The following is a 16,820-nucleotide window of genomic DNA, read 5'->3' as shown; positions in this document are numbered from 1 at the left end:
CATTACTGGATCTAAGGCCTGTACGGGCCGTAGGGCGGCTGCTGCTGCGGCGGAGGGGCGTACGGGCCCGGCCACTGCGGGGGCATGGGCGGTCTGATCGCGTAGGCGGCCTGGACGAGGACGGGTTGCGCAAGGGCCTTGCGCTGCCAGAGGTGGTGGAGGAGCTCCTGCTCACGGATGGTGAAGTCGGAGCCGGCGGCGCCGCGCGCGGCGCGGGCGCGCAGGAAGGCGAGCGAGGTTGCGAAGGCCTGGTACTCGCGCACCGTGCGGGCGTCGGCGGCACCGCGGGCGCGGCGGGCGAGGTCGCGGGCGAGTTTGCGGGCGCGCATGGAGGAGAGGGCGAGCGGTTCGAGGGGGTTGAGCCAGCCGGCCATCGCGTAGACGGGCAGTTGGGCGCGGATGGTCTTGAGTTCGTTGGAACGTGACCGGATGGCGAGCCAAACGAGCAGACCGAAGACCGGGCACATGAAGGCGACGTAGACGGCGATGAAGCCGAGCGCGCCGAGCGACGACGACCCGTTCCATATGCCGTGCATCGTCATCGCCAGGCACCAGCCGCCGATCGGCGCCAGCCAGCGGCGTACGTGGCCGCGCCGGCTCATCGCGGATATGCCGAAGCCGATGCCGGTCATCGAGGTGAACAGCGGGTGCGCGAAGGGGGACATGATCACGCGGATGAAGAACGTTGCGATGGTGGTGGACGGCAGCCCGTGCGACCCGAGCTGCTGGTCCTCGCCGAAGGCCGAGCCGAGGTACAGGATGTTCTCGGTGAACGCGAAGCCGGTCGCCGTGATGCCCGCGACCACGACACCGTCGACGATGCCCGTGAAGTCACGTCTGCGGAAGAGGAAGAGCAGCAGAACTGCGGTTCCCTTGCACGTCTCCTCGACGGGCGGGGCGGCGAAGGTAGCACCCCAGGAGTTGGCCTGGGACGGGGTCGCGGTGAACGTCGTCGCCAGGATGTGCGTCGCGAAGCTGTTGGCGAAGATCGCAATCAGGGTGGCGGCGCATGCGCCCCAGGCGAAGGCGAAGACGAGGTTCCGCCACGGCTGCGGCTCGACGCGGTCGATCCACAGGAACGTGCAGACGAGCAGCGGTACGGGCAGGACGGCGAGGGCGAGGCCGACGAGGAAGCCCTCGGTGCCGGTCTGCTGGCGGACGATCGCGAGGATGGCCAGGCCGCAGAGGGCGAGCACGGTGATCAGCGCGCCGGCGCGCAGCGCCTTGCTCTCCCAGAAGGCGGCGCGGCGTGGTTTGTAGCGCCAGCGGTGGGGGAGCGAGAACTGCGGCTGGTGCGCGTAGTGCGGTACGGGGTGGGTTCCGCCGAGACCGTGGACCGGGGCGGGGGCGCCGGCGGCGCCGGGAGTGCCGTACCAGTTCGGCCCGGCAGGGTTGGGGCCTGCGGGGCCCGTGGGGCCGGGCGAATGCGGGTACGAGGTCACTCGTTGAGCCTAAGGCCGCGGGGGTGGTGTGCGCGACGGTGAGTCAGCGGCCGGTATGCGGATTTGGGGAGGTCAGCGCCGCTTTACCTGTTACCTGCGGGTGAAGATGAGGTCGCGGACGACATGGCCCTTGTCGATGCCCTGCCGCTCGAACTTGGTCATGGGGCGGAAGTCGGGGCGGGGTGCGTAGCCGTCGTCGTACTGGTTGATCAGCTCCGGTTCTGCGCTCAGCACCTCGAGCATCTGCTCGGCGTACGGCTCCCAGTCGGTGGCGCAGTGGACGACGGCGCCGGAGGCGAGGCGCGAGACGGCGAGGCGGATGAAGTCGGGCTGGATGAGCCGGCGCTTGTGGTGGCGGGCCTTGGGCCAGGGGTCGGGGAAGTAGACGCGCAGGCCTGCGAGGCAGGCCGGGGGCAGCATGTCGCGGAAGAGGATGACGGCGTCGCCGTTGGCGACTCGGATGTTGGACAGGCCGTTCCGCTCTGCGAGATGGAGCAGGTTGCCCTGGCCGGGGGTGTGCACGTCGACGGCGAGGATGCCGGTGGCGGGGTCGTCGGCGGCCATACGGGCGGTGGCGTCGCCCATGCCGAAGCCAATCTCCACGACGACGGGCAGCGGCGTGCCGCTGGTGTTGCTGTGGAAGAGGGCGGCCAGGTCGAGCGGGCGGCCGTCGATGTCCACGCCCCACCGCGGCCACAGTCGGTTGATCGCGTCGGCCTGTGCTGCCGTCACCCTGCCACGGCGCGGGTGAAACGTACGGATCCGGAGCTCGCCGTGCGAGCCGGCCGGGTCCGCCGCCGGGCCCTGCGGGAACATCGGCGTCTTGGGTGGCACGCTGGTCTGGGGAGTGGACACAACGCCCCATTCTACGGCGCGGCTGGCGCGTGCCGGGAGCCGCGGCGCCGGAGCCGTCCGAGGCCCTCCGGGCCCTTCCGCCCCTTACGGCGTCACAGTGCCTCCAGCGTCCGGCGGGCGATCTCGCGGCCGATCGGCAGCGAGGCCGTCGCGGCCGGGGACGGGGCGTTGAGGACGTGGACGAAGGGCGGCTTCCCGGCGAGCAGGAAGTCGTCGACGAGCGTACCGTCGGCGAGCACAGCCTGGGCGCGGACGCCTGACGGGGCGGGTATCAGGTCCTCCGCCCGGACGTCGGGGAGCAGGCGCTGGACGGCCTGCGTGAAGGCGCGCTTCGACAGGGACCGGCGGATCTCGTCGATCTCGTACTTCCAGTGGCGGCGGGCTATCCGCCAGGTGCCGGGGAAGGCGGCCGTGTCGGCGAGATCGCGCGGGCGCAGGTCGCGTCGGCGGTAGCCCTCCCGGGCGAGGGCGGGGACGGCGTTGGGGCCGATGTGGACGCCGCCGTCCACGCCACGGGTCAGGTGCACGCCGAGGAACGGGAACGCCGGGTCCGGGACGGGGTAGACCAGGCCGTGCACGAGCTCGTGGCGGGAGGGGACGAGCTCGTAGAACTCGCCACGGAAGGGGATGATCCGCATGCCCGGGTCGTCGCCCGCGAGGCGGGCGATGCGGTCGCAGTGCAGGCCGGCGCAGTTCACGACGGCTCTGGTGCGGAGTTCGGCGCCGTCGGTGGAGATGATCACGCCTTCGGCGGTGCGGGTGATCGCGCGGACGCGGGAGCCGTAGCGGATGGTCGCGCCCGCGTCCTCGGCGAGGCGGGCCAAGGTCCGTGCGACGGCAGCGAAGTCGCAGATTCCCGTGGTGCCGACGTGGATGGCCGCGATGCCGCGCACGTGCGGCTCGTATTCCGCGATCTGGGACGGGACCAGCTCACGTACCGGGATGCCGTTCTCACGGCCGCGCTGGACGAGGGAGTGCAAACGCGGCAGCTCCTCGCGCTCGGTGGCGACGATCAGCTTGCCGGTGACCTCGTGCGGGATGTCGTGCTCGGTGCAGAACTTCACCATCTCCGCGGCGCCCTGCACGGCGTAGCGGGCCTTGAGCGAACCGGGATGGTAATAGATGCCGCTGTGGATCACCCCGCTGTTGCGGCCGGTCTGATGACGGGCCGGGGCGGTTTCCTTCTCGAGGACGGTGACGCGGGTGCGGGGTGAGGCGCGGGTGATGGCGTACGCCGTGGACAGGCCGACGATGCCGGCGCCGATCACGACGACGTCGTGATCGGCGCGGCCGGTGTGACCGGCGTGCGCGGATCGATCCGCAGTGCGTGCGGCGGCTGCGCGGGCGCGGGCCATGGCGTCGGGCACCTCCTTCTGGTGCTTACCATCATGACCTGGCCCGCTGACAGTCCGCGCAAACGCGGTTTCGCTCCGCTGAGGTGACGGCGTTCGGTGATCGGACCGGTCACGCGGGGGCAGCAAGCAGCGGGCGCGCGCGCTCCCGAAGCTCCGCGACGCGCGGCTCGTCCCCGTACGGCTCCAGCCTGTGCAGCAGATCCCGCACGTACTGCGTCGTCCGGGCCGACGAGATGCGGCCGGCGACCTCGACGGCCCGGGTGCCCGCCTCGCACGCCGCATCCAGGTTGCCCGATTCGAGCTCCGCGACGGCCGAGACGACCAGGCGCAGGCCGTGCGAGCGGACGAAGTCCTCCGTCGGGTGGGAGAGCGCCGTCTCGGTGAAGCGACGCACCTGCCGGGGCACGCGCAGGTCGCTGTAGCACTCTGCGGCGTCCGCGGCGAGCCGGTCGTAGGAGTAGAAGCCGAGCCACGACGGATCGGGGTCGCCGTCGCGGGCGCGTTCGAGCCAGCTGTCCGCCGCCGAGAGCGACGCACCGCACGCCCCCTGCTCGCCGCCCTTGGCGTGCGCGCGCGCCTCCACGAGGTGGAAGAAGCTCATGGTGCGAGCGGTCGCCAGGCCGCGGTTGCGTTCGATCGCGGCCTGGGCAAGGTCCACGCCCTCGTCGGCGAAGCCGCGGTAGATGGCTTGCAGGCTCATCGAGGCGAGCACGTAGCCGCCGAGCGGGACGTCGGCGGCGGCCCGCGCGAGCCGCAGCGCCTGGATGTAGTAGCGCTGCGCGGCCTCCTGCTGGCCGGTGTCGAACGCCATCCAGCCGGCGAGGCGCGTCAGTTCGGCGGTGGCGCCGAACAGTGCGCGCCCGACGTCGTCGCTGTACGAGCCGAGGAGCAGCGGCGCCGCCTCGACGCGCAGGCACTCCGGGACCATGCCGGAACGCCAGTCCCCGCCACCGTACTTGGAGTCCCAGCGCCGCGCGTCGTCCGCCGCCTCGCGCAGCTTGGCGACGTCGCTGTGGCCGACCTTGATGCTGCCGCTGTCGGTGAGTTCGCGCGCCACGGAACCGTCGGCCGGCGTGATCAGCCAGCGCGAGGCGGGCGTGGCGTAGGCCGTCACAGCGAACGAGCCGGTGAGGAAGTCCCGTCGGCCGGCGAGGTCGAGGCGCCACAGGTCGGTGGCCGACTTCACGGCCTCGCCGACGTCGCGGGGGAAGGCGAGCCCGACCTCGGGGGCGGGGTCGGCGTCCGCGAGGCCGATCTCGTGCAGCGGGACTGGGCGGCCCAGCTTGCTGCCGATGGCCGCCGCGATCAGGTGCGGGGCGGCGCCCTGCGGCACCATCCCCTTGGCGACCCAGCGGGCCACCGAGGTCTTGTCGTAGCGGAGTGTCAAACCCCGTTGTGCTCCGAGGTCGTTGACCCTGCGGGCGAGCCCGGCGTTGCTGATGCCGGCCAGGGAGAGCATGGTGCCGAGCTTCTCGTTGGGCCCGCGGTGTTCCCTAGTCATGCGCACTCCTCGTCGCGCTTGCCGCCCCCGTGCATGCGGGCCGGGACCAGCCGTGCCGCCGGGTTGCGACGGTCTGCCGGTGCCCGCCACCGATGCCGGTCGTGGCCCGCCGCGCCAGCGGCTGATGTCGCTGCGGCATCCGCTGGGCATGCGCCGGGCCCCGAGCCGTCGGGACGTCCGCTCCTCGGGTTACACCCAGCGTAGTTCGCCGGATCCCGACCGTTAAGAGGCCTGTCTTGGATGGCGAGATCCTGCCCCTGCCCGGTGTCCTGTAAGTGACCTGTCGGCGCGTCCCGGGCACGCTGCCGACTCCTGATCGATGCCCGGTCACGGCGGGTTCGACGCGCGTTTGGTGCCCGTTTGATTCCTGAATGATGCGCACTGGCGTACGTGCTCCTGGTGCGTGTGGCTGTGCGCCCGTCCGTGCGCTCTGTGCGCGATCGGGTACGGGAGGTTGCATGGACGCGTGGGTCGGCCTGCTGCCGGAACTGCGGCTTCGGACACTCGGCGGCGGGCCAGGGGACGCCGCCGCCTCATTCCCCGCGGGCGGCGGAACCGGTCCGGGAGGCGTGCCGACGCCTCTCGGACCGCGGTATTGGGCCGGTGGCCGACGCGCCAGATTGGCGTGAAGTCGTCGGTTTGAGGCTGCCTGTTCCGGACCTGAGGAGGGGGAGGCCCGGCCGGGCAGCCAACCGCGCTCAGCAACCGAATATAACGGCTATAGGGGGCAAATAACTTCATACCGGCTCACCCAACAACCAGGGTTGCGACCCGGCAGCCATCGCGCGCCGGGTCGTCAGACCCCACGCGCCCCGCTCCGTGGCAGCATGTTCCTCACACGGAGCGGCAGCTGTTTGTGCCGCCAGGCCAGTTGTCCACAGCCGGTGGAGGCTGCGATGCGGTGGTTGGTGGGGTGGAGCAGCGCCGTCGGGGGAGCATCCGCCGTACAGGGCCCAACGGTTGTGCCTGTGGGCGGCCAACTGCTGTGGGGCGACCCGGATCCGCTCTGGGCGGTCGGCGACTGGCGGCCCGACGAGGTGCGGGTGATCGAGGCCGACCCGGTGCGCCGGGGCTCCAACTACCCGTATCGCAACGGCAGTATGGGCAGTACGGGCAGCACGCCGATCGATCATCGCGCACGACGCGAGAGCCGCGGCGCGGGTCCGGGCACGGCCCGCCTCGCCGTCCTCGGCCGCTGCCACGCCACCGACGACGCGCTGCGCGTCGGTCTCTTCGCCGCGCGCGGCGGGGCGTTGCGCCACCTGACCACGTGGCCCGGCAGCTACACCGCCGTCCTGCAGATCGGCCGGCGCATCACCGTACTGGGCGACTTGGCGGGCGCCCGGCCCGTCTTCCACGCCCCCTGGGCCGACGGCACCGCGTATGCCACCGCCGCCCTCCCGCTCGCCGACCTCATCGAGGCGGCTCTCGACGTCACCCACCTCGCGGCCGGCCTCGCCTGCCCCGACTCACCGGAGGCACTCGGCACCGGTACCCCCTACCAGGGCGTACGACGGCTGCCGCCCGGCCATGCGCTGATCCTGCGTGAAGGCGTCCCCGAGATCACCGGCTACGAGCCGACCGCATCGCTTGCCGTCGGCGCCTCCCCCTCCCCTTCCACCGCCGACGCCGAACAGGCCGTCGCAGGCGTACGCGAGGCGCTCGTCGCCGCCGTACGGACGCGCCTCGCGCAACCCCGCTACGTGCCCGACCCGGGCGACGCGCCCACCCCCGGGGTCGGGGCCGACCTGTCCGGAGGCAGCGCGTCGGCCACGCTCGCGCTGCTCGCCGCCGGGCTGCCCGGCATGCCGGGGACGCTGCTCGGCCACGGCTCGGAGGCGGGACAGCGATTGCGGGCCGTCACCTTCAACGACCTGGCGTCCGGCACGGAACCGGGGCGAGAGGCCGAACTCGAGCGGGCTCGGCGCATGGCGGACAACCCGCGTCTGCACCACGTCGTCGTCCCCGGCGGCGCCGAAGCGCTGCCCTATGCAGGCCTGATGGACAGCACGCCGCTCACCGACGAGCCGGGACCGTCCCTCGTGGTGGCCGAGCGCCACCGGCGCAGGCTGGCGGCCGGCGGCGCCGACCACCTCGTCGGGTTGGGTGCGCGGCACGTCCTCGACGCCCATCCGGCCCGTCTCGCCGATCTCCTCCTCGACCGGCGGCGACGCCATCTGCTGCGCCCCGCCACGGCGTTGGCGCAGGCCGAAGGGGTCTCGGCGCGCTCTGTCCTGGTACCGCTGACGGTCTACCGGGCGGCACGGCGGCTGGCGCGCACGCCGTATCAACAGGGTGTGGAGGACGTGGCGGGACGGCTGCTCGAACGGCGCTTCGACGACGCGGGGGAGAGCGGCCTGCAGGCATCGCTCGCGGCGCTGACGTGGTGCCGGCCGGGCCCCGCGGCGCGCTGGCTGACCGGGGAGGCACTGGCTGAAGTATCGGTTCGCCTGCAGGACGCGGCGGCGCGTCCGGGGTCGGTCGGACGCCCTGGCGAACGCCGGGCACGGGCGGCGCTCGCGCGCGCCGCCGCCGATCACCGGATCTACGAACAGGCGGTGGAGGTGCGCAGCCAGCGGCTGCACGCGCCGTTCCTCGACAACCAGGTCGTACGCGCCTGCCAGGGGCTCCCGGAAGCGCTCCGCGTGCGCCCGGGGGCGCGCGCGGCGGTGCTGCGCTCCGTGCTCGCCGCGACCGGCATCCGCGATTTGCCGCCCGGATGGGGCGCGACGACGCACGCGTCGTCCGCCTCCGCGGTACGGGCCGGGTTGCGCTCCTCCCACGACGACCTGCAGGACCTGTTCGCGGCACCACTGCTGGCGGATGCGGGCCTGGTGGAGGCCCGGGTGGTGCGGGGCGCGCTGAGCGCGGCTGCGCGGGGAGAGGCGCTTCCGCTCGACGGGCTCGCGGAGTTGGTCTCGACAGAGCTGTGGCTGCGCAGGCTGCTGGCACGGCGCGGCTCGTGCTGGAGCGGTGCCGAGGCGCCGCAGGCGCCACTGCGGCTGGGGCACCGCCCCGGCGCACGCGAGGTGTTCACGCCTCCGGCACGCCCGTTGCCCGGATCTACTGGCAGGTGATGCGCGAATCTGCCCAGTCCGCGACGTTCGCGAGCTGCAGCGGGTCGGTCGGCTCGACGACGAGCCGCAGCGTCCTGTGCCCGGTGAGGCCGGCGTGCACCGGTACGGCAGGGTCGCCGCTCTGCACGGCACCCGACTCGTACAGCAGCGTCCCGTCCCCGTAGACGAGGAAGCGGACCGTGCCCAGTCCCATCGCCATGTCATCGACCCCGGCCATCGCGTCGTACGAGGTGCAGGTGCGGTTGAGGTCGATGAGGACGGACGAGGGGGCGCCCACGGTGACGCCGGCGGCGTAGGACCGGCCGTCGATGGTCATGCCGTTGCGCTGCCACATCCAACTGCTCTGCGTTTCGTCCACCGTGGGCGCGTTGCCGTTGCTGAGGACGCTCCACTGCAGCTGGTTGACCCGATAGACGGTGGCCGGCGGGGGCGCGGTGGGCGTCGGAGCCGGGGTGGGCTTGCGGGACGGCGTCGGTGCGGCGCTCGGCGTCGGCGGCGGCGGTGCGTGTGTGGGCGCCGCGGCGGGCGCCGTCGGTGCCGCAGTGGGGGTGGGCGTCGGTCTCGGCCTGGGGGCCGGGTTCGACACCTGGACGATGGGGCGTGGCGCCGCGGGCGGCTTGGCCTGCGGCTTCGGCGCGGGTGAGTGGTTGCCGAGCAGCGTGGCGGCGAGCGCGACACCGGCCGCGGCCACCACCACTCCCGCCGCGATGCCGATCTTCGCGGGCAGACTGGCGCCCTCGGAGGCCGCGGCTCCGGCCGCGCCGCCGACGGCGCTGCCCGATCCGGACCCTGACGCGGCAGCGGCGGCCGCACCGGCTCCTGCCGCACCCGCGGCGCCGGCGGCAGCGACTCCGGCAACCTTTGCGGCGTACGCGGCGGCAAACCACCCGACGGTGGCCACCGGAAGCAGCCCCTTCAGGCACGCGTTGACGTCGGCGAGCTCCACCGCCGCCGCCCTGCACTTGGAGCACTCCTGCAGATGGCCGCGCAACTCCCGGTCGGCACGCAACCGCAGACTGCCGCGGGCGTGCGCACCGAGCCGGTCGGCGTACTGGGCGCATTCGGACTTCGACGTCGTGAGCGCCACGTTCACGTGCGCCTGCAGATACGCCTGGCGCAATCCTTCGCGCGCCCGGTGCGCCAGCACCGCCGTGGCATTGGCGGTCAGGCCGAGCAGCGGCGCGATCTGGCTCGGGGACTCCTCCTCGACGGCGGTGTGCCACAGCACCGCCTGCCACCGCTCGGGCAGCGTGCGGAAGGCCTTGATGGCGAGGGACTGCTCGGCCTGGTGCATCGCGCGGACGTCGGCGCCGAGGTCGAGCGTGTCCTCGTTGGCCGTCGAGCCGGTGGCCGAAACCGCGAACACCGCAAAGTCCTCTACCAGTTGCTCCCGCTTCGCGGTGTTCGCCCAGGATGCGGCGACCCGCCGCACGGTGGTGAGCAGATAGGCGCGCACCGCGGAGTCCGGCCCGCTGCCGCCGCGTACGGCGTGCAACGTACGGGCGAACACCTCGCCCGTCAGGTCCTCGGCGGTGTGCGCGTCACGGCAGCAGGTGCGCGCATAGCGGCGCACGGCGTCGGCGTGCCGCCGGTACAGCTCCTCGTAGGCGCTGTCGTCGCCGCCGCGGACCCGGGCCACCAGGTCGGCATCCGGCTGCGCGGTGTCGGCGTTCCCCGGGTGTTCGCGCTGCGGCGGCACATTCTCGCCCGCAGACTGACGCGCGGCCTCGTGCCCGGACGGGCCCGGCGCGGCAGCAGGCTGCGCCGCAACGTCGGCCGCCGTCTCGGGCACGGTGTCGGACTCGGTCTCGGCGGCGGGCCCGGTGGCCTGCCCGGGGATTCTCTGTTTGCGCGAGTCGTTCCGGCCGTCGTCAACGCCCATCGCGGAAGCCCCCGAAGACAGTGATGCATCGAGCCACCGCCAAAGAGTCGCACATTTCCGGTCGCACTGATACGCCGAGTAACAGGAACCACTCGTCCGTGCGGACTTCGCGCTCCGCGCCCCCGAACGTCACCCGTTCGGGGCGCACTAGGGCCTGCTGCGCGAGCGCAGCCCTTCGAGCAGGATCTCCAGCAGCCGCGCCGAAGCCGCCGCATGCTGCGCGGGATCCGGCAACGACGGCGCCGAGGTGGCTATCACCAGCAGCACATCCGCGACGCTCACGTCCGACCGCAGCTCACCGGCCGCACGTGCCCGCTCCACCAACTGGCCGACCACCGACAGCAGCGCCGACACCCCGGCGCCCTCGCCCGGGGCATCCGGATCGCCCGCATCGTCCCCGTGTACGTTCAGCTCCGCGCGCGGCTCACGCTGCTGCGGAACGCGTGGCTCCGGCTCCCCGCCGTCCTCACCAGGCCGCGATGACTCCGGCTCACTGACGACGTGCAACACCTGCGGCGGCAGCAGCCGCCCCGCGCCCGACGCCACCGAGGTCCGCAGAAACCGCGACAACGCCGCCCACGGTTCGTCCTCCTGACCCAGGGCCGTGCGCGCCTGCTCGGTCAGCCGGGCCGTCTCCTCCTCGGCGATCCGCCGCACGAGAACGTCCTTGCTGGGAAAGCGCCGGTAGACGGTGCCCACCCCGACCCGCGCGCGGCGCGCCACGTCCTCCATCGGCGCCCCGTATCCCAGTTCGCCGAACACCTCACGCGCCGCCCGCAGCACATGCTCCAGATTGCGCTGGGCGTCGACGCGGAGCGGCGAATGCCGCATGTGCCCCGCGCCCACGCCGCCCGCGCCCGTACCGCCGTCGTCCCCGCCCGCGCCCGTACCGCCGTCGTCCCCGCCCGCTGCTGAAGCCGAACCTGTCGGCATCGCCCACTGCGGCTCTTGAATGTGCATACGCGTATCCCCCGGAAAATCGCGTCTCCCCCCCGGAGACTCCCCGCCCCACATGACGGCATATGAACATAGTTGAGGACAGGTCAAGAAAGAAGAGGGCCCACCGCGCCAGGGGCTGATATCACGGCGGCTCGAACCTCCCTGTGGACAAACATCCGGTTGTCGGTGCCTCATGGGAGGGTGAAGGAGCCCGCACGGATTCTGGTGGTCGGCGGTGGTTACGTCGGCATGTACGCAGCCCTGCGCCTGCAACGGAAGCTGAGCCGGGACGAGGCGGAAATCGTCGTGATTTCGCCGGATCCCTATATGACATACCAGCCGTTTCTCCCCGAGACGGCGGCCGGCTCGATCGCCCCGGCGCACGTCGTCGTGCCGCTGCGCCGCGTGCTGCCCAAGTGCACCGTCCTCGTCGGCGAGGCGCGACGCATCGATCACGCCAAGAAGACCGCCGTCGTCACCACACTCGCCACCGAGCACGAGGGCCGCGGCGAGCTGGACATCGCCTACGACGTGCTGATCCTCGCCCCAGGATCCGTCTCCCGAACCCTCCCCGTCCCAGGTCTTGCCGAGGCGGGCATCGGCTTCAAGACCGTCGAAGAAGCGGTCGGCCTGCGCAACCACGTGCTCGAACAGCTCGACATCGCCTCCTCCACCCGCGATGTGGACGTCCGTGACGCCGCGTTGACCTTCGTCTTCGTCGGCGGCGGCTTCGCGGGGGTCGAGGCACTCGGTGAACTCGAGGACATGGCGCGCTACGCCGTCCGCCACTACCACAACGTCACGCCGGACGACATGCGCTGGGTCCTCGTCGAGGCCAGCGACCGCATCCTGCCCGAGGTCGGCGAGGAACTCGGCCGCTACACCGTGCGCGAACTTCGCGGCCGCAACATCGACGTACGACTCGGGACCCGGCTGGAATCGTGCGAGAACCGCGTCGCCGTGCTCAGCGACGGCGCCCGTTTCCCCACTCGCACGCTCGTGTGGACCGCGGGGGTCAAACCTCACCCGATCGTGGAAGCCTCCGACCTGCCGCGCACCGACCGCGGACGCCTGCGCGCCACCGCGACCCTGCGCATCGACGGCACCGACGACGCATGGACGGCAGGGGACGCCGCCTCCGTGCCCGACATCACCGCCGGCGCGGCCTCCGGCCCCGAGTGCGCGCCCAACGCCCAGCACGCCGTCCGCCAGGCCAAAGTCCTCGCGGACAACGTCGTCGCCTCGCTGCGCGGCAGTGAGATCAAGGAGTACCGGCACGCCTCCGCCGGGTCGGTCGCCTCGCTCGGCCTCCACAAGGGCGTCGCCCACCTGTACGGGCGCAGACTCAAGGGATACTCTGCCTGGCTCATGCACCGCGCCTACCACCTCAGCCGTGTCCCGACCATCAACCGCAAGGCACGCGTCGTCGCCGACTGGACGCTCGCCGCGCTCTTCAAACGGGAGATCGTCGCCCTCGGATCGCTGGAGAACCCGCGCGCCGAATTCGAGTTCGCCGCCGGAACGGGCAGAAATCCGCAGGCGTAGCACGGATCCTGCACGCCCCGCACACAGGGCGAGTAGAGAGCAAAGGCGCTCGCACAGCCGATGCGTAGGACCGTACGACCGGCTGGGCCTGCCATCCCCGCCCCACTACGCTCCCTCCAGAACCGATCAGCACCACACCGATCAGCACCACCGAGCACCCACTTCCGCCCGCCAGCCGGCCCGGCCGAGCCATCCGGTACGACAGCAACAGCACGAGGCATCGATCCGTGAACTTGACGCGCTGGAGCGCCCGGCTCCCCGGAACACAGCGACGTATCGCCGCTGCGAACAAGGCAGCCAAGTCGGCCAAGCCGCCGTCCGCGCATACCGGCGCCGGCGGAGCCGGCGAAGGCACCGGGCCCGGCGCTGTTCCGGCCGCACGCGGCGAACGCGGGCGCCCCGGACCGTCGGCTCTCGCCGAACAGCTCGCCGCGCTCTCCGTCCAGGATGTGCTCGGCCAGGTCCCGGCCCTCATCGCCGTCACCTACGGCCCGGACCACCGCGTCGGATACGTCAACGACGCCTACACCGAGGTCTTCGGCCCCCGCGAACCGGGGGAGCCCGCACGAAACGCCCTGCCCGAACTCGCCGGCCTCGGCCTGCTGCCGCTGATGGACCAGGTCCACCGCAGCGCCAAACCCCGTACCGTCAAGGCCCGCAAGGTCACCTGGACGGGAGCCGGCTCCGGTGCCGGAAGGCACGGCTACTTCACCTTCACCTGCACCCCGCTCAAGGGCGTCACCGAGGGCGGCGACGACGAGACCGCCGGCGTGCTGATCTTCGCCGCCGATGTCACCGACCAGGTCCAGGCCGCCGAACGGCTGCGCACCAGCGAACGCCTCCAGCGCGAGGCCGCCGTCACCCTCCAGCGCAGCCTGCTTCCCCAGGAGCTGGAACAACCCGACGACCTGCGCGTCGCCGCCACATACCAGCCCGGCGGCACCGACGCCGCCGTCGGCGGCGACTGGTACGACGTCATCACCCTCGGCGCGGGACGCACCGCCCTCGTCATCGGCGACGTGATGGGACGCGGTGTGCGAGCCGCCGCCGTGATGGGCCAACTGCGCACCGCCGTACGCGCCTACGCCCGCCTCGACCTGCCGCCGCACGAGGTCATCCAGCTGCTCGACGGACTCGCCGCCGAGATCGACGCCACCCAGATCGCCACCTGCATCTACGCCGTCCACGACCCGAGCGAGGCCCGCCTCAGCTACGCCTCCGCGGGCCATCTGCCCATCCTCGTACGCGACCCCGACGGCACCATCGCGCGTGCCGAAGGCCCCACGGGACCCCCGCTCGGCACCGGCGGCTGGCTGCACACCTCCGGCTCCGTGTCACTCGAACCCGGGGCAACCGCCGTCCTCTACACCGACGGCCTCGTCGAACGCCGTGAATCGGACATCGACGAGGGCGTGGCCGCGCTGGAACAGGCGCTCGCCGGAGCGACCGGCACACCGCAGGTCATCTGCGACCGCCTGCTGCGGGCGCTCGGCGTCACGGCCGAGCACGACGACGACGTCGCCGTGCTCGTCCTGCAGCACCCGAGCCGCACCGGGCCGGACGCCGAACTCTTCCGCAACGCCTCGCTCGACCTGCTCGGCGGGGTCGAAGCCGCACCGCGCGCCCGCGCCTTCGCCTCTGGCGTCCTGGCCAGCTGGCGCTTCCCCACCGAACTACGCGACCTGGGCGTGCTGGCGGCGAGCGAACTCGTCGCCAACTCGCTCCAGCACGGCACGCCCCCGATGCGCCTGAGGCTGCGCCGCACCGACCGGCGCCTGATCATCGAGGTGACCGACGGCGACGACCACCTGCCGCGGCGACGTCGAGCCGAACCCGGGGACGAGGCGGGCCGCGGCATCGCCATCATCGCGACGGTCGCCTCGAAATGGGGATCGCGCAGGACGCTGGGCGGCGGCAAGACGGTGTGGTGCGAATTTGCCCTGCCGTGACCCGGCGTGCGCTGAGGCGCGGCTTGCGCGCGATGCACCGCGTCGCTCACGCGGCTGCCATGACCTCCTGCTGCACGCCGTGCTGCGCCTCCGGAGCCTGCCGGACCGCCCGCAGCGGCGAGTCCTGCACGGGGCTGAGCCCACGCCCAAGCCGCAGCGCCAGCACCGCGATCCCCAGCGAGCACGCGATCAGCAAACCGATGTACAGCCCGTACATCCCCGAGGCAGCCAGCGCGCCGCCGACCGCCGGACCGATCGCCAGCGCCACCTGCTTCACCAGAGCGAACGCCGAGTTGTACTGCCCGACCATCCGTGACGGCGCCAGGTCGGCGACGAGCGGCGCCACCGTCGGCGACAGCATCGCCTCACCCAGCCCGAACAGGGCATACGTCGAGATGATCGCCGCGGTCGCCCACGCCTGGTGTCCGTGGATCAGGCCGGACGCACCGGCCGCCAGCCATGCCACCGTCCAGATCAGCCCGACCAGCGCGATGACCCGGCTGCGCCGCCGCCGCTCGACCGGCTTCAGCACCAGGAACTGCGCGACCACGATGACCGCCGTGTTCGCGGCGAGCGCGGTACCGAGCGTCGCCGGCCGGACGTGCGTGACCTCGGTGGCGAACGCGGCGAGCCCCGACTCGAACTGCCCGTAGCACGCGAAGAACATCACACCGCCGAGCAGGCACAGCTGCACCATCGACCGGTGGCGCAACAGCGCGCCCCATCCGCCGCCGGCCTTCGCCTCGGCCGCTGGTGCGTCCGCGGTTGCATCCGCGATATGTGCGGTGCGCGGCAGCCGCACCGTCGCCACCACCGCGGCCAGCGCGAGGAACATCGCCGACTCGATCACGAACAGCCGGGTGAACGAGGCGGGGCGCGCCGTGTCCACCAGCAGCCCGCCGCACAGGCCGCCGATGCCGAGCCCCAGGTTGTTCAGGAAGAACTGCGTGGCGAACGCGCGTGAACGCGTCGCCGTCGACGAGCACCACACGATCAGCGTGGCCAGCGCCGGCTGGATCACCGCGAAGCCTGCGCCCAGCACGGCGGAGAAAACGACGGCCGTGGGAGCCGTCGTCGAGAGCCCGAAGCCGAGCGCCCCGCAGGCTGAGACCACGGACGCAACGATCACAACGGGCAGCGGGCCACGCCGGTCGATGCACCGACCGGTGAACGGCAGCACCACGAGCGCGGCGGCGGCGAACACCGACAGCACCACACCCGCCGTAACCGCACCAAGGCCCCGCACCTGCGCCACGTAGACGAACAGGAACGGGACCGTGAAGCCATTGCCGAACGCGCTCAGCGCGTTGCCCAACTGGATCCGGCGCAGCGCTGCGCCCATCGCCCTGGTCACACTCACCTACCCTTGTTGTACAAGTCCTAAGACTTGAATCCTAAAGTTCGAAGCTAAACTGTACACGACCGAAGACTTAAGCGCGAACGATTACCATGCGATACTCGGATGCATGACCTCAGCGGACGAGTCGGCCCCCCTGCCCACGGAGATCGATCTCGACGAGCAGATCGCCATCTACCAGCGCGAATTCCCGGAGGTGGACCCGCAGATCGAGAAGGTCGTCTCTGCGCTGCAACGCCTGAACCGCAGGATGAACGTGGCGTACGGACGGCAGGTCGCCGACCTGGGCATCAGCAACGCCGAGTGGGAGGTGCTCAAGGCGCTCGTCATGGTCGGCAAGCCGTACCGATTGGGACCCGGCGAACTGGCCAAGCGCCTCGGGCTGACACCGGCCGCGATGACCCACCGCATCGACCGGATGGTCGCCGAGGGACTGGTGACCCGGGAGCGGGATGAGAGCAACCGGGTACGGGTGATCGTCGAGCTGACGGATGAGGGCCGCGGCAAGTGGCTCGAAGCGATGCGCATGGCCGCGGGGTTCGAGGCCGCGCTGCTCCAGGACCTGACGCCGGATGAGCTCGGGAGGCTGGGCGGGATGCTCGCCCGGGTGCTCCACCGGGTCGACCCTGTCAGGAGTTGACACACTCGCGGTCGATCCGTAGTGTTCTCCGAGTTGCCCGGCGTGAGCGCCGACTCCGGTCGGTCCGCGGGCGACCACTCCGGAAACACTTTCGACTGGCCGTCGCGGCCTTGTCGCGCGTGTTTTCGGAATGAGGAGCCGAAATTCGCTCGATTAGACCGGGCGGCAGAGGATCCGCTAAAGTCTCACTTGCCGCAAGGGCCGCAGGGCCCGAATGGCAAACCCCGCCGGCGGGAATCGGTCCTGAAAAGGTCTGATAAGCTGGAGAAACGAAGGGA

At 71.9% G+C, this 16,820-nt stretch carries 11 protein-coding genes; 4 read left to right on the top strand and 7 right to left on the bottom strand.

Annotated elements, in window-relative coordinates; all coding sequences use genetic code 11:
• Nucleotides 1-11: 11 nt before the first annotated feature.
• The 4 genes from NGB36_RS31620 to NGB36_RS31605 all read right to left on the bottom strand — a co-directional run bounded on the left by NGB36_RS31620 (nt 12) and on the right by NGB36_RS31605 (nt 5,153).
• Complete coding sequence (locus NGB36_RS31620; RefSeq protein ID WP_255924048.1) at nt 12-1,442, bottom strand: PrsW family glutamic-type intramembrane protease; 1,431 nt, start codon at nt 1,440-1,442, stop codon at nt 12-14.
• 90 nt (nt 1,443-1,532) lie between these two features.
• A complete protein-coding gene (gene trmB, locus NGB36_RS31615; protein WP_255924070.1) occupies nt 1,533-2,258 on the bottom strand; it encodes a tRNA (guanosine(46)-N7)-methyltransferase TrmB in 726 nt (241 codons plus the stop codon).
• 131 nt (nt 2,259-2,389) lie between these two features.
• Complete coding sequence (gene lhgD / locus NGB36_RS31610; protein WP_255924047.1) at nt 2,390-3,664, bottom strand: L-2-hydroxyglutarate dehydrogenase; 1,275 nt, start codon at nt 3,662-3,664, stop codon at nt 2,390-2,392.
• A 97-nt stretch (nt 3,665-3,761) separates the two neighbouring features.
• Nucleotides 3,762-5,153: an NsdA family TPR-like regulatory protein gene (locus NGB36_RS31605; RefSeq protein ID WP_255924046.1), complete on the bottom strand. Its 1,392-nt coding sequence runs from the start codon at nt 5,151-5,153 to the stop codon at nt 3,762-3,764.
• A gap of 896 nt (nt 5,154-6,049) precedes the next feature.
• Between NGB36_RS31605 and NGB36_RS31600 the strand changes: the two genes are divergently transcribed.
• Complete coding sequence (locus NGB36_RS31600) at nt 6,050-8,230, top strand: asparagine synthase-related protein (protein ID WP_255924045.1); 2,181 nt, start codon at nt 6,050-6,052, stop codon at nt 8,228-8,230.
• On the opposite strand, the gene NGB36_RS31595 is transcribed toward NGB36_RS31600, so the two are convergent.
• Nucleotides 8,217-10,112 carry a sigma-70 family RNA polymerase sigma factor gene (locus NGB36_RS31595; RefSeq protein WP_255924044.1) on the bottom strand — a complete coding sequence of 632 codons (1,896 nt, stop codon included), beginning with the start codon at nt 10,110-10,112 and terminating at the stop codon, nt 8,217-8,219. The genes NGB36_RS31600 and NGB36_RS31595 overlap by 14 nt on opposite strands.
• A gap of 147 nt (nt 10,113-10,259) precedes the next feature.
• Entirely contained in the window at nt 10,260-11,072 is an 813-nt protein-coding gene (locus tag NGB36_RS31590) for a TetR/AcrR family transcriptional regulator (protein ID WP_255924043.1), read from the bottom strand.
• Nucleotides 11,073-11,252: 180 nt separating this feature from the next.
• Here NGB36_RS31590 and NGB36_RS31585 point away from each other — a divergent pair, with 180 nt between their 5' ends.
• Both NGB36_RS31585 and NGB36_RS31580 read left to right on the top strand, forming a co-directional pair.
• Nucleotides 11,253-12,596, top strand: coding sequence for an NAD(P)/FAD-dependent oxidoreductase (locus NGB36_RS31585; RefSeq protein ID WP_255924042.1), 1,344 nt, complete (start codon nt 11,253-11,255; stop codon nt 12,594-12,596).
• Between the two features lie 227 nt (nt 12,597-12,823).
• Nucleotides 12,824-14,545: an ATP-binding SpoIIE family protein phosphatase gene (locus NGB36_RS31580; protein ID WP_255924041.1), complete on the top strand. Its 1,722-nt coding sequence runs from the start codon at nt 12,824-12,826 to the stop codon at nt 14,543-14,545.
• A gap of 46 nt (nt 14,546-14,591) precedes the next feature.
• Here the strand turns inward: NGB36_RS31580 and NGB36_RS31575 are convergent, their stop codons facing one another.
• Complete coding sequence (locus NGB36_RS31575; protein ID WP_255924069.1) at nt 14,592-15,899, bottom strand: MFS transporter; 1,308 nt, start codon at nt 15,897-15,899, stop codon at nt 14,592-14,594.
• 112 nt (nt 15,900-16,011) lie between these two features.
• On the opposite strand from NGB36_RS31575, the gene NGB36_RS31570 reads away from it, so the two are divergent.
• Nucleotides 16,012-16,542, top strand: a complete 531-nt coding sequence (locus tag NGB36_RS31570) for a MarR family winged helix-turn-helix transcriptional regulator (protein ID WP_255924040.1) — start codon at nt 16,012-16,014, stop codon at nt 16,540-16,542.
• The last annotated feature ends 278 nt before the right edge of the window (nt 16,543-16,820 follow it).

The organism is Streptomyces humicola, from assembly GCF_024436035.1.
Lineage (GTDB): Bacteria > Actinomycetota > Actinomycetes > Streptomycetales > Streptomycetaceae > Streptantibioticus_B > Streptantibioticus_B humicola.
This window is presented reverse-complemented; position numbering and strand designations above follow the sequence as displayed.

Coding starts and splice junctions, on each gene's coding strand:
- trmB (WP_255924070.1), bottom strand. CDS start 2,258: ATGTTCCCGCAGGGCCCGGCGGCGGACCCGGCCGGCTCGCACGGCGAG.
- NGB36_RS31605 (WP_255924046.1), bottom strand. CDS start 5,153: ATGACTAGGGAACACCGCGGGCCCAACGAGAAGCTCGGCACCATGCTC.
- NGB36_RS31600 (WP_255924045.1), top strand. CDS start 6,050: ATGCGGTGGTTGGTGGGGTGGAGCAGCGCCGTCGGGGGAGCATCCGCC.
- NGB36_RS31595 (WP_255924044.1), bottom strand. CDS start 10,112: ATGGGCGTTGACGACGGCCGGAACGACTCGCGCAAACAGAGAATCCCC.
- NGB36_RS31590 (WP_255924043.1), bottom strand. CDS start 11,072: ATGCACATTCAAGAGCCGCAGTGGGCGATGCCGACAGGTTCGGCTTCA.
- NGB36_RS31570 (WP_255924040.1), top strand. CDS start 16,012: ATGACCTCAGCGGACGAGTCGGCCCCCCTGCCCACGGAGATCGATCTC.